The sequence below is a fragment of the Nocardioides sp. genome, assembly GCF_014360585.1.
GTDB lineage: Bacteria > Actinomycetota > Actinomycetes > Propionibacteriales > Nocardioidaceae > Nocardioides.
This window is the reverse complement of the sequence record NZ_JACIXG010000058.1, coordinates 19,339-32,377: the sequence shown is the minus strand read 5'-3', so window position 1 is coordinate 32,377 and position 13,039 is coordinate 19,339. Positions and strand designations below refer to the sequence as shown.

Below are 13,039 nucleotides of genomic sequence, written 5' to 3'. Positions count from 1 at the left end.
ACTGGGTGACCTCAGGACTCCCACGATCTATGTACGCCTGCCCGATCCTGCTGGCGGCGCTCGCCTGGCTTGTCGGATTCCTGCCCGGGACAGTTCCTGACGCGTCTCCGTTCGATGCTGGAGCGACGGGCGACCTGGTCGCTCTCGCCATCGTCGCCGGTACGCTCGGAGGCGCCCGTCCTCGGCTCCGCTGGGTCGAGATCCTCCTCGCCGGGTTCTCGCTGCTCCTGGTCCTCGTCGCCCTGGCGAACGTCTTCACGGCCTACTTCTGCTTCGCAGGGGCGGGGTACTGCGGGCCGCCTCGATCAGAGAACGTGGTCACCTACCGAGCTGTGCTCGTCCTGATGGCGCTGGCGACACTGGGAGCCACTACGACTCGACCACTGGTTCGACGACCGGCTCTCCCCGCGGCATCACGAGCGACATCAGCGCGGCTGCGGCGCACAGCGCGCCGGCGGCGTACCAGACCAGGTCGTAGGACCCGGTGACATCGCGTACGACGCCGCCCATCCACGCGACGAGGCCGGCTCCGACCTGGTGGGAGGCGAGGACCCAGCCGAAGACGATCGGGGCGTCCTCGGGCCAGATCTCGCGGCACAGCGCGAGCGTGGGCGGCACGGTGGCGACCCAGTCGAGGCCGTAGAAGACGATGAAGAAGATCATCGGCAGGTGCACCTCCGACGACAGCAGCATCGGCAGGAAGATCAGCGAGATGCCGCGCAGCGAGTAGTAGATGCCGAGCAGGACGACCGGGTTGAAGCGGTCGGTGAGCCAGCCGGAGAAGATCGTCCCGGCGACGTCGAAGATCCCGATGACGGCGAGGAGCGAGGCGGCCGCGACGGTGGCCATGCCGTGATCGTGCGCGGCGGGTACGAAGTGGGTTCTGATCAGCCCGTTCGTGGTGATCCCGCAGATCGCGAAGGCACCGGCCAGGAGCCAGAAGGCCTTTGTACGCATCGCCATCCCGAGCACGCGCACGGTCCGTAGCGCGGCGCCGGTCGCCGGCGCGGGCCGCGGCACGATCTGCGAGGCGCCATAGGGCGCCAGGCCCAGGTCGGCCGGGTAGTCACGGAGCAGCAGGAGCACGAACGGGATCACCGCGGCCGCGACCAGCGCGATCGTGATCGAGGCCGCCCGCCAGCCGTACTCGCCGATCAGGATCGCCAGCACCGGCAGGAAGATCAGCTGTCCCGAGGCGCCACCGGCAGTCAGCAGCCCGCTGACCAGGCCCTGTCGTCTGTGGAACCAGCGGGTGGTGATCGTGGCGCCGAAGGCGAGCGCCATGCAGCCGCTACCGCCGCCGACGAGGACGCCCCAGCCGAGCACGAACTGCCACGACTGGCTCATCCAGACGGTGCCGAGCGAGCCGAGGGTGATCATGGTGAGCGCGACGGCCACCACCGGCCGGATCCCGAAGCGGTCCATCAGGGCGGCGGCGAAGGGTGCGGTCAGGCCGTAGAGCGCGAGCTGGAGCGTGATCCCGACCCCGACCGTGCCGCGCGACCAACCGAACTCCTCGTGCAACGGACCGACCAGGAGACCCGGCGCGGCGGTGAAGGCTGCGGCTCCGATGATCGTCACGAAAGCGACGGCGGCCACCCACCAGGCCGGGTGGATGCGGGGGCTGCGCGCGGATGTTCGGCCGGCAGGCGGCGGGGTCGTCGTCTGAGTCACGGGACGATCCTCTCGGGTCCGCGCCGCTCCAGACAGTGGCCTGATTGACATCTATCGCTAAGATCCAGCCATGGGCGACGTAACGGTTCCTTCTCCGCACCGGGTCGCGGTGCTGATCCAGGACGGGTTCATCCCGTTCGAGATCGGCATCCCGCACCGGATCTTCGGCAAGGCTCGCGACAGCCAGGACCGACTGCTCTACGAGGTCGTCACCTGCGCCACCGGCGGTCCCGGGCCGATCCAGTCGGACTCGGACGTGGTCGTGCTCGCGCCGCACGGCCCCGAGGCGCTGCGGGAAGCCGACACGGTGGTGATCCCGAAGTTCGACGAGGCCTCGCCGATGGTCACCGACGGCGTACTGTCGGCGCCGCTGAAGGAGGCGCTCGACATGATCCGCCCAGGCACCCGGATCATGTCGATCTGCACCGGCGCCTTCGCGCTCGGCGCCGCAGGCCTCCTGGACGGCCGTCCGGCGACGACCCACTGGTTCTACACCGACCAGTTCCGGGAGCTGTTTCCGCAGGTCAGACTGGACCCCGACGTGCTGTTCGTCGACGACGGCGAGATCCTCACCTCCGCCGGGGTGGCCGCCGGCCTCGATCTCTGCCTGCATGTCGTACGCCGCGACCACGGCGCCGCGGTCGCCAACCGCGTCGCCCGGGTGACGGTCGTCCCGCCCCACCGCGACGGCGGCCAGGCGCAGTTCATCCGGCATCACGCGCCCGCGTCGGGCGACGCGGGCATCTCGGCGGCGACCGCCTGGGCGCTCGCCCACCTCGACCAACCCCTCACCCTGGAGACGATGGCGGCTCAGGTCTCGATGTCGGTGCGTACCTTCACCCGGCGCTTCCGCGACGAGACCGGCGACTCCCCCGGTCGCTGGCTGCAGCGCCAGCGCATCGAGCTCGCCCGCAACCTGCTGGAGACCACCGACCTCGGTGTCGAGCAGGTCGCCGCCCGCTGCGGCCTCAACACCGCCCAGTCCCTCCGCCTCCACTTCCACGCCGCCCTCGGCATCACCCCCACCGCGTACCGCCGAACCTTCCGCGGTGGTTCCTGAGCCTGTCGAAGGGCTACCCACCCCGGCCGAGGCGTCGCCCCCGTCGGCCGAAGCGTCACGTCGGACGGTCGAAGCGTCACGTCGGACGGTCGAAGGGGCATCGCCCTGACCTCTCGGCCGACGCCAGTGACGTCTCGGCCGACGCGACTGACGTCTCGGCGGGGTCGAGATGGCGGGATGTCGAACATCGATGGCCGTTATCCGCTCGCGTGCCGGCGTACGGATCCGTAGCCTTTTATCGTGACGACGACGATTAGCCCCGCACCGGCCGCGACCACGCCGCTCTGGAAGCCGCTGGTCGCGTGTGGGATCACGCTGGTGCTGTGGGCATCGGCGTTCGTCGGGATCCGCCACCTGGGTGACACCGTCCCGCCGGGAAGCCTGTCGCTGGGCCGGTTGCTGGTGATGGTCGCGGCGCTCGGCGCCTACCTCGCCCTGAAGGGCGGGTTCCGGCTGCCGACGCGGAAGGAGTGGCCGCTGATCGCGATCGGCGGTGCGTCGTGGCTGGGGATCTACAACCTGGCGCTCAACGAGTCCGAGCGCCGGATCGACGCGGCCACGGCAGCACTGATCGTGCAGGTCGGCCCGATCGTGGTGGCGCTCCTGGCCGGCCTCGTGCTCAAGGAGCAGATCCACAGGTGGATCCTCATCGGCACCGGCGTCGGATTCGCGGGCGTCGTCGTCATCGGCCGCGCCTCCGCCAGCGGCGACACCGGCGACTGGATCGGCGTCGCCCTCTCGGTCGTCGCGGCGCTCACCTTCGCGATCGGTGTCCTCACCCAGAAGAAGCTGCTGCCCTCGATGAGCGCGCTGCTGCTGACCTTCTGGTACGCCGTCGCCGGCCTCGTCATCTGCCTGCCGTGGTCGGGCGAGCTGGTCACCACAATCCCCGACATCAGCGTCGGCAACATCGGTTGGATCGTCTACCTCGGTCTCTTCCCGAGCGCCCTCGCCTTCGTGACCTGGGCCTATGCGCTCTCCCACTCCGATGCCGGCAAGTTCGCGCAGTCGACGTTCCTGGTGCCGTTCATCACCGCGCTCATGGCCTGGCTGGTGCTCGACGAGGTGCCGCCGGCACTCGCCTTCGTGGGTGGCGCGATGTGCATCGCAGGCGTGCTGATCACCCGCCGTAAGCCCCGCACAAACTGACCGCTCGGAGTCAGAAACTGACTACTCGGCGTCAGATTCCGACTTCTCGGCGGACTCCAGCCAGCCTCGGAAGGCTTCCAGGTTCGCCGTCGACTCGCCGCGAAGCTTGCGCCACTCCCACTCCTTGCGGATCGACGTCGCGAAGCCGAGCTCGAGGATGGTGTTGAAGGACTCGTCGGCGTAGGTCAGGACCGAGCCGAGCAGCCGGTCGAGCTCGTCGGGCTCGACCATCGCCAGCGGCAGCCGGCCGTCGAGATAGATGTCGCCGAGCCGGTCGATCCCGAAGGCGACCCCGTAGAGCCGCAGGTTGCGCTCGAGCAGCCAGCGGTAGACGGTCTCGAAGTTCTCGTCAGGGCGGCGGCAGACGAAGGCGTGCACACCCAACGCGTGCTGCCCGAGGTCGAGCCGGACCGGCGTCTGCAGCTTGCGCTCACCGGGCAGCGCGAACGAGAAGACCAGCTCGCCACCGGGCTGGGAGGTCTCGTCCCAGTCCAGGTCGTTGGACTTCAGCCAGCCGCGTACGACCTCTTCCTGGTCGGTCCGCGAATCAGTCATGCCGTCAGCTCCTCACGCATCAGCATCTTGGCCTCTTCATAGACCTCGAGCGTATTGCGTGCGGTGAGATCCCAGGAGAAGTCCTGGGCGTGTTCGCGGGCGCCGTCGGCCAACACCGACCAGCGCGGGTGGGACGAGACGGCGTCGGTGAGCGCGTCGGCCCACTGCGCAGGGTCGTGCCCATCGACCAGGAGACCGCTGCGGTCGTGGCGCACCGCGGTGGTCAGGCCGCCGACGGCGGCCGCGACGACGGGGGTGCCGCAGGCCTGGGCCTCGACGGCGACCAGGCCGAAAGACTCGTTGTAGGAGGGGACGGCGACGACGGACGCCGCGGAGTACCACAGCGCGAGCTCGTCCTGGCGCACCGGCGGGACGAACCGGACCACGTCGGAGATGCCCAGCTCGGCAGCCAGGTCGGCGAGTCCGGTCGGGTGCTCGAGACCGGAGCCGGAGGGCCCCCCGACGATCGGGACGACGAGGTCGCGGCGCAGCGACGGGTCGCGCGCGAGCATGACCGCAGCAGCCCGCAGGAGTACGTAGGGAGCCTTGAGCGGCTGGATGCGGCCGGCGAAGAGGAGCACGTGAGCCCGGGCCGGGAGTCCGAGCGCCGCCCGCGCCTCGGCACGGCCGCGCGGACGGAAGACCCGGAGATCGACGCCGGGGTGCACGACGGCGACGCGACCTGGCTCAGCGTCGTACATGTTGATCAGCTGCTTGGCCTCGAGATCGGTGTTGGCGATGAGCATGTCGGCGGCGTCGACGACCTGCTCCTCCCCGATCACCCGGGCCTCCGGCTCGGGGCTGTCGCCCTCGGCGAGCGCGGCGTTCTTGACCTTCGCCATGGTGTGCATCGAATGGACCAGCGGCACGCCCCAGCGGTCGCGGGAGAGCGCCCCGACCTGGCCCGAGAGCCAGTAGTGGGAGTGCACGGCATCGAAGTATCCGGGCGGGTTGGATGCCTCGGCACGCAGCACCTCGCGCGCGAACGTGCACAGCTGCCCGGGCAGGTCACCCTTGGCCAGCCCCTCGAACGGACCGGCGTGGACGTGGTGGACCGCGACCCCGTCGTACGCCTCGACGACCTGCGGGAGCCGTGACGAGGTCGCGCGCGTGAAGATGTCGACCGCGATGCCCTGGGTGGCCAGCCGCCGGGAGAGCTCGAGGACGTAGACGTTCATGCCGCCGGCGTCGCCGGTGCCGGGCTGGTCGAGCGGGGAGGTGTGCAGACTGACCATCGCTACGCGGTGGATCATCCCTGCCCCTTTGTGTGTACGCCTGTGGTCCCGTCTTTGAACACTCCGATGTCGCTCATCATTCCCGGCCTCGTGAACCTGCTCAGACCATCTTCGATCGTGGGACCGGTGGGGCGAGGTCGAGCGAGCAACGGGAGAATGGCGCCGTGTCCTCCAAGAACGCTGTCGTCACCGGCGCCTCGAGCGGGATCGGCGCCGCCACCGCCCGTCATCTCGCCAAGGAGGGCTACCACGTCTTCCTCGCCGCTCGCCGGGCCGGCCGGATCGAGGCGCTGGCCGAGGAGACCGGTGGCACCGCGATCGCGACCGACGTCACCTCCGACGACTCCGTCGCCGCGCTCGTCGAGGCGGTCGGCGACCGGCTCGACCTGCTGGTCAACAACGCCGGCGGCGCCTTTGGTGTCGACCGGGTGGCCGAGGCCGACCTGGCCAAGTGGCAGGCGATGTTCGAGGTCAACGTGGTCGGCCTGACCCGGGTGACCAAGGCGCTGCTCCCGGCACTGATCGCCTCCGGAGCGGGCGCGATCATCAACGTCGGCTCGATCGCCGGCCGACGTGCCTACGAGGGCGGCGCGGGCTACAACGCTGCGAAGTTCGGCACCCGTGCGGTCACCGAGGCGCTGCGCCTGGAGATCGTCGACAAGCCGGTCCGGATCATGGAGATCGCCCCGGGGATGGTCCAGACCGAGGAGTTCTCGCTCGTACGTCTCGGGGGCGACCAGGCGGCGGCCGAGGCCGTCTACCAGGGGGTCGCGGACCCGCTGGTGGCCGAGGACGTGGCCGATGCGATCGTCTGGATGGCCACCCGTCCGGCCCACGTCAACATCGACAAGCTGGTCATCAAGCCCCGCGCCCAGGCAGCCCCGCACAAGGTGCACCGCGAGAGCTGACGCCGACGTCGGCCCTGGTCAGGCCACCGAGGATTCCGTACGCAGCCTCCGGCGGTGTCACACTCGACGGGTGCAGACGATCGGACTCATCGGCGGCATGAGCTGGGAAAGCACCGCCGCTTACTACGAGGGACTCAACAAGGGTGTCCAGGAGCGGCTCGGCGGTCTTCACTCCGCCAAGATCGTGCTGGCCTCTGTCGACCTGGCCGAGCTGACGGACCTTCAGGAGAAGGAGTCCTGGGACCAGGTCGCCGAGATCCTGGTCGCCGCGGCCCGCAGCGTGGTGGCCGGCGGCGCCGACCTGATCCTGCTGTGCACCACCACCTTCCACAAGGTCTACGACCAGGTGGCGGCGGCTGTCGACGTACCCGTGCTGCATCTGGCCGACGTGCTCGCCGCGAAGTCCAAGGAGCTCGGCATCACCAAGGTCGGGTTCCTCGCCACCCGCTACACCGTGGAGAACGACTTCTTCGCGCAGCGTATCTCCGACCACGGCGTCGACGTGAACCTGCCCGACCCCCTCCACGTGGAGATGCTCGACTCGATCATCTACGAGGAGCTCGTCCACCGGACCGTCGTGTCGGGCTCCCGCAAGCGGGTCCTCGAGGTCGTCCACGAGCTGTGGGACGCCGGCGCCGACGGCGTGATCCTCGGCGCCTCCGAGCTCAGCCTCCTGGTCCGGCCCAACGACGTCGACGTACCGATCCTCGACGCCATCTCCGTGCACGTCGAGGCCGCGCTCAACCACGCCCTCCCGGCGTAGCCCCACCGGCCGACGTGGCCGACCGCTCGGCTACTTCTCGTAGTTCTCGAGCAGATCGCTGGCGAGTGCCTGCAGCTCGGGGCTCAGGTCACCCTCGTGCACGACCGCGGTCTGACCGTCGACCTCGAACTCGTAGACGTAGCGGTCGGCACCCTTCGGCTTCGACGGAACACCGCCACCGGCGACCAGGTTGCGCACGGTGGCCACCTGGGCGGTCGACGGCGCGAGCTCGGCGATCCCCTCGGTCGTACGCCCCAGGAAACCGCCGCTGCGGCGAACCCGCACGGTCGTGGTCGGCGCCTCGCCACCGGGCGCGGGAGTCCCGGAAGCCGGGGTGACCCCGACCTCGGACCAGGCGGTGGTGACGGCCTCGGCCTGGTCGCCGGCCTCCGCGATGGTCGCCGCGGCGAACCCGGCGAAGTCGGTGTCGGTGGTGACGGTGCCGCTGGTCAGCGCGGCCCACCAGATCTTGCCGGCACCGTCCCACGAGCTGCCCCCGATCGCCTTGGCGGCCAGGGCGAAGGCGCGGTTGGGGATGCCGGAGTTGATGTGGACGCCGCCGTTGTCGTCGGGGCCGTCGTAGATGTCGTCCATGTGGGCAGGCTGCGGGTCCTTGCCCAGCTCGGGGTCGTCGTACGCCGTCCCCGGCTCGAGCATGTGACGCAGCCCGACGCCCTGGACGGACTCGGTGAAGAGGCCCTCACCGATGATCCAGTCGGCCTCCTCCGCGGTCTGCCCGAGGAGGCGCTGCTTGACGCAGGAGCCGTAGACGTCGGAGATGTGCTCGTTGAGGGCTCCGGGCTGGCCCTGGTAGACGAGCCCGGCGGTGTGCTCGGTGACCGCGTGGGAGAGCTCGTGGCCGATCACGTCGACAGCCTTGGTGAACCGCTGGAAGATCCTGCCGTCACCGTCGCCGAAGACCAACTGGGTGCCGTCCCAGAACGCGTTGGCGTAGTCCCGCTCGTAATGGACGGTCATCACGACCTCGATGCCCTGCCCGTCATAGGAGTCGCGGCCGTAGACCTCCTCGAAGAGGGCCAGCGAGCCGGTGATGCCGGTCGCGGCCTCGTCGACGCTCTCGTCACCCGACTCCGGCTCGCCTGCGGCACGCACCTTCTCGCCGGGGAGGTCGGTGCCGTTGCCTGCGGTGTAGACGGTCCAGTCCGCCGCCTCCGCGGCGGCGCTGCCCGCCTCGGGAGCCGGACGCTGGGCGAGAACCCTGGTCAGGTGCTCCGCCCGGGCCGCTCGGAAACCGTTGTCCTGGTCGAGGCGGCCGGGGTCGAGCCGCTGCATGAGGTAGGGAGGCACGATGTGGCAGACGTGTTTCCGAGAAGTCATGGGTCTCACCCAACCGCCATCTCCGGATGCGGGTCAAGAAGGTCCTGGCGGATAAGATCAGTCGTCCTGTCCCGCGCCAGAAATCGAGCCGCTTCGCACATGTCCGAGATCCTCAAGGCCAATCTCCGCAACGTCGCCATCGTTGCGCACGTCGACCACGGTAAGACCACGCTGGTCGACGCCATGCTGCGTCAGGCAGGCACCTTCACCGAGCACGAGGCCGAGTCGGTCGCCGACCGGGTCATGGACTCCGGCGAGCTCGAGCGCGAGAAGGGCATCACCATCCTCGCGAAGAACACCGCGATCCACTACAACGGGCCGAGCGCTCCCGAGGGGATGACGATCAACATCATCGACACCCCCGGCCACGCCGACTTCGGTGGTGAGGTCGAGCGCGGTCTGTCGATGGTCGACGGGATCGTGCTGCTGGTGGACGCCTCCGAGGGCCCGCTCCCCCAGACCCGCTTCGTGCTGCGCAAGGCGCTCAACGCCGACATGCCGGTGGTGCTGGTGGTCAACAAGGTCGACCGCCCCGACGCCCGCATCGAGGAGGTCGTCGACGAGACCTACGAGCTCTTCATGGACCTGCTCGACGACTCGCACAGCCAGGACGCGCTCGACTTCCCGGTGATCTACGCCTCCGGCAAGGCCGGCGTCGCCTCCCTGGTTCAGCCCGGCAACGGCGAGCTGCCCGACTCCAAGGACCTCGAGCCGCTGTTCCAGACGATCATGGACACGATCCCGGCTCCGACCTACGTCGAGGGCGCGCCCCTCCAGGCCCACGTCACCAACCTCGACGCGAGCCCGTTCCTCGGCCGCCTCGCGCTGGTCCGCATCCACCAGGGCACCCTGAAGAAGGGCCAGAACGTCGCCTGGATGCGGCGTGACGGCGAGGTCAAGAACGTACGCATCACCGAGCTCCTCATCACCGAGGGCCTCGAGCGCAAGCCGGGCGAGGTCGCCGGCCCCGGCGACATCGTCGCCATCGCCGGCATCCCGGAGATCACCATCGGCGAGACGCTCGCCGACCCGGAGAACCCGGTCGCGCTTCCGCTCATCCACGTCGACGAGCCGGCCATCTCGATGACCATCGGCACCAACACCTCACCGCTGGTCGGCAAGGTCAAGGGCTCGAAGGTGACCGCGCGTCTGGTCAAGGACCGCCTCGACCAGGAGCTCATCGGCAACGTGTCGCTGAAGATCCTCAACACCGAGCGTCCCGACGCCTGGGAGGTCCAGGGCCGCGGCGAGCTGGCGCTGGCGATCCTGGTCGAGCAGATGCGCCGCGAGGGCTACGAGCTGACCGTCGGCAAGCCGCAGGTGGTCACCAAGGAGGTCGACGGCAAGATCCACGAGCCGTACGAGCGCCTGACCATCGACGCCCCGGAGGAGCACCTCGGCTCCATCACCGAGCTGCTCGCCAACCGCAAGGGCCGCATGGAGGGCATGACCAACCACGGCACCGGCTGGGTGCGTATGGAGTTCATCGTGCCGGCGCGTGGCCTGATCGGCTTCCGCACCGAGTTCCTCACCGAGACCCGCGGCACCGGCATCGCCCACCACATCTCCGAGGGCTACGACCGCTGGGCCGGCGAGATCCGCTCGCGCAACAACGGCTCGCTCGTCGCTGACCGTTCCGGTGCTGCCACGGCGTACGCCATGACCTCGCTGCAGGAGCGCGGCGTCATGTTCGTCGAGCCGGCCACCGAGGTCTACGAAGGCATGATCGTCGGCGAGAACTCCCGCGCGGACGACATGGACGTGAACATCACCAAGGAGAAGCAGCAGACCAACGTCCGCTCCGCCACCTCCGACAACTTCGAGAAGCTCATCCCGCCGAAGAAGCTCTCCCTCGAGCAGTGCCTGGAGTTCTGCCGCGAGGACGAGTGCGTCGAGGTCACCCCCGACATGGTCCGCATCCGAAAGGTCGTCCTCGACGCCAACGACCGCGGGAAGATCGCCTCGCGCGCCCGTAAGGCCAACAAGTCCTGACCGACTCCTCGTGACGGCCGTCGACCCCACCGGGTCGGCGGCCGTTTCACTGTGATCCGGCTGGAACACTTCGCCTCATGCCCCTCACGACCACCGCCACGCTCGTCAGCGCTGCCTATGCGGAAGGCCGCGGTGTCGCCGCCTTCAACGCGATCAACCTGGAGACCGTCGAGGCCATCGCGGCGGGAGCCGAGACCGCGAACCGGCCGCTCATCGTGCAGATCAGCGAGAACGCCGTGCGCTATCACGGCGGCCTGGCGCCGCTGGCCCACGCCGCGATCGCGGTCGCCTCCGGCTCGACGATGCCGATCTCGCTGCACCTGGATCATGCGACCGACGAGCGCCTGGTCGGGATCGCGGTGGACCTCGGCTTCTCGTCGGTGATGTACGACGCCTCCCAGCTCGACTACGAGGAGAACCTCACCCGCACCGCCGCCGTCGCCCGCCGCTGCCACGACCGCGGTGCCCACGTCGAGGCCGAGCTCGGCGAGGTCGGCGGCAAAGATGGCGTCCACGCACCGGGCGTACGCACCGACCCGGAGGAGGCGGCCGCGTTCGTCGCCAGCACGGGCGTCGACGCCCTCGCCGTCGCGGTCGGCTCCAGCCACAAGATGACCACCCGCGACGCGACGCTCGACGAGGCCCTGATCGCAGCGCTTCGACGCGCCGTCGACGTCCCCTTGGTCCTGCACGGCTCCTCCGGGGTGAGCGACGAAGGTCTTCGGTCCGCGATCGCCGCCGGGATGACCAAGATCAACGTCGCCACCCAGCTCAACAAGGCCTTCACCGCAGCGGTCCGGGAACGGCTCGACGCGGACCGCGACCTGGTCGACCAACGCCGATACCTCGGGGCCGGCCGTGACGCGATGGCCGCCGAGACCGCGCGGCTGCTCACTGTCATCTCGGGCTGATCGACGCCGCCACATCCCCAGTTTTGTGGAAGCGCTCCCACAGACACAGAATCGTTACTTACCAGCCACTTGACACGACCTTGTGAGCGCGATCACACTCTCCCTAGTCCCGAGAGTGGAAGCGCTCTCACTCCCCACACAGACGTGCAGGAGCACCCCGTGTCCAAGATCTCCAAGTCCTGGCGCCGCGGTCTAGCCGCTGGCGCGGTCGCCACTCTCGTGATCGGCGTCGCCGCCGCCTGCGGCGGCAGCGACGACACCAGCGAGTCGGCCGACCTCGGCAAGAACGACACCCTGACCATCACGACGTTCAGCGAATTCGGCTACGGCGACCTCATCGACAAGTGGAACGCCGACCCTGAGCGCCCCTTCAAGGTCAAGCAGACCGTCGTCGCCGAGTGGGACACCTGGAAGCAGAGCCTCACCACCGGCCTGCAGTCGGGCGAGGGCCTCACCGACATCGTCGGCATCGAGGGCGACATGATGCCCGCGCTGCTCGCCGAGGGCGCCTCCGACCAGTTCGTCGACCTCACCGACAACGAGCTCGACGACCGCTGGATGGAGTCGAAGTTCCTCGAGGGCCAGACCGCCGACGGCAAGCAGATCGGCTACCCGACCGACGCCGGCCCGGAGGCGTTCTGCTACCGCGCCGACCTCTTCGAGAAGGCCGGGCTCCCGAGCGACCGCGAGGCGGTGAAGGAGCTCTTCACCGACTGGGACACCTACTTCGCGACCGGCGAGCAGTTCAAGGAGAAGATGCCGAAGACGGCCTGGTACGACTCCAGCGGCGCGATCGCCCAGGCGATGCTCAACCAGGTGGAGTACCCCTTCCAGACCAAGGACCAGAAGGTCGACGCGGACAACCCGGAGCTCCGGGAGGTCTACGACACGGTCGCGCAGCACGCCCCCACCCAGTCGACGAAGGTCGAGCAGTGGGGCGAGGACTGGATGGCCAACTTCACCAACGACGGCTTCGCCACCATCCCCTGCCCAGGCTGGATGTTCGCCAACATCAAGGACTCCGCACCTGACGTGAAGGGCTGGGACATCGTCGACGCCTTCCCCGGCGGTGGCGGCAACTGGGGCGGTTCCTACCTCGCCGTCCCGACGCAGTCGGAGCACCCGGAGGAGGCCAAGGAGTTCGCCAACTACCTGACGAGCGCCGAGTCCCAGGTGGCCGCTTCGAAGGTGGCCGGCAACTTCCCGGCCAACCTGGAGGCCCAGACGGTCCTGGCCGAGGAGAACGCCACGGACCCCTACTTCAACGACGCCCCGACCTCGCAGATCCTCGCCAGCCGCGCGGAAGCCGTGCCTGCGGGTGTCCCGTTCAAGGGTGACAAGTACTCCGACATCCTGGGTCTCTTCCAGCAGGCGATCCGACGAGTCGACGAGGGCACCGACCCCGAGAAGTCGTGGGCGACCTTCCTCGAGGGCGTCGAAGGAATGTCCTGATC

The 13,039-nt window shown here is 69.1% G+C and carries 11 protein-coding genes; 7 read left to right on the top strand and 4 right to left on the bottom strand.

Annotated features, from left to right (window positions below):
• Positions 1-369: 369 nt before the first annotated feature.
• Complete coding sequence (locus H5T77_RS17915; RefSeq protein ID WP_292651515.1) at positions 370-1,674, bottom strand: MFS transporter; 1,305 nt, start codon at positions 1,672-1,674, stop codon at positions 370-372.
• Positions 1,675-1,744: 70 nt separating this feature from the next.
• Between H5T77_RS17915 and H5T77_RS17910 the strand changes: the two genes are divergently transcribed.
• Entirely contained in the window at positions 1,745-2,734 is a 990-nt protein-coding gene (locus H5T77_RS17910) for a GlxA family transcriptional regulator (protein ID WP_292651512.1), read from the top strand.
• Between the two features lie 240 nt (positions 2,735-2,974).
• On the top strand, positions 2,975-3,883 hold the full coding sequence (locus H5T77_RS17905; RefSeq protein ID WP_292651511.1) for a DMT family transporter: 909 nt from the start codon (positions 2,975-2,977) through the stop codon (positions 3,881-3,883).
• Between the two features lie 21 nt (positions 3,884-3,904).
• Here the strand turns inward: H5T77_RS17905 and H5T77_RS17900 are convergent, their stop codons facing one another.
• Positions 3,905-4,438, bottom strand: a complete 534-nt coding sequence (locus H5T77_RS17900) for a type III secretion system chaperone family protein (RefSeq protein WP_292651509.1) — start codon at positions 4,436-4,438, stop codon at positions 3,905-3,907.
• On the bottom strand, positions 4,435-5,691 hold the full coding sequence (gene mshA / locus H5T77_RS17895; RefSeq protein ID WP_292651507.1) for a D-inositol-3-phosphate glycosyltransferase: 1,257 nt from the start codon (positions 5,689-5,691) through the stop codon (positions 4,435-4,437). Before mshA ends, H5T77_RS17900 begins: the two co-directional genes overlap by 4 nt.
• 146 nt (positions 5,692-5,837) lie before the next feature.
• Here mshA and H5T77_RS17890 point away from each other — a divergent pair, with 146 nt between their 5' ends.
• Together H5T77_RS17890 and H5T77_RS17885 are read left to right on the top strand one after the other, a co-directional pair.
• A complete protein-coding gene (locus tag H5T77_RS17890) occupies positions 5,838-6,581 on the top strand; it encodes an SDR family NAD(P)-dependent oxidoreductase (protein ID WP_292651505.1) in 744 nt (247 codons plus the stop codon).
• A 70-nt stretch (positions 6,582-6,651) separates the two neighbouring features.
• Positions 6,652-7,344, top strand: a complete 693-nt coding sequence (locus H5T77_RS17885) for an aspartate/glutamate racemase family protein (RefSeq protein WP_292651503.1) — start codon at positions 6,652-6,654, stop codon at positions 7,342-7,344.
• Between the two features lie 30 nt (positions 7,345-7,374).
• On the opposite strand, the gene H5T77_RS17880 is transcribed toward H5T77_RS17885, so the two are convergent.
• Entirely contained in the window at positions 7,375-8,682 is a 1,308-nt protein-coding gene (locus H5T77_RS17880; protein WP_292651501.1) for a M4 family metallopeptidase, read from the bottom strand.
• A 99-nt stretch (positions 8,683-8,781) separates the two neighbouring features.
• Here H5T77_RS17880 and typA point away from each other — a divergent pair, with 99 nt between their 5' ends.
• The 3 genes from typA (at position 8,782) to H5T77_RS17865 (ending at position 13,037) form a co-directional block, all read left to right on the top strand.
• Positions 8,782-10,674, top strand: coding sequence for a translational GTPase TypA (typA, locus tag H5T77_RS17875; protein WP_292651499.1), 1,893 nt, complete (start codon positions 8,782-8,784; stop codon positions 10,672-10,674).
• 77 nt (positions 10,675-10,751) lie between these two features.
• Positions 10,752-11,585, top strand: coding sequence for a class II fructose-bisphosphate aldolase (locus H5T77_RS17870; protein ID WP_292651497.1), 834 nt, complete (start codon positions 10,752-10,754; stop codon positions 11,583-11,585).
• Positions 11,586-11,744: 159 nt separating this feature from the next.
• Positions 11,745-13,037, top strand: a complete 1,293-nt coding sequence (locus H5T77_RS17865) for an ABC transporter substrate-binding protein (RefSeq protein ID WP_292651495.1) — start codon at positions 11,745-11,747, stop codon at positions 13,035-13,037.
• The last annotated feature ends 2 nt before the right edge of the window (positions 13,038-13,039 follow it).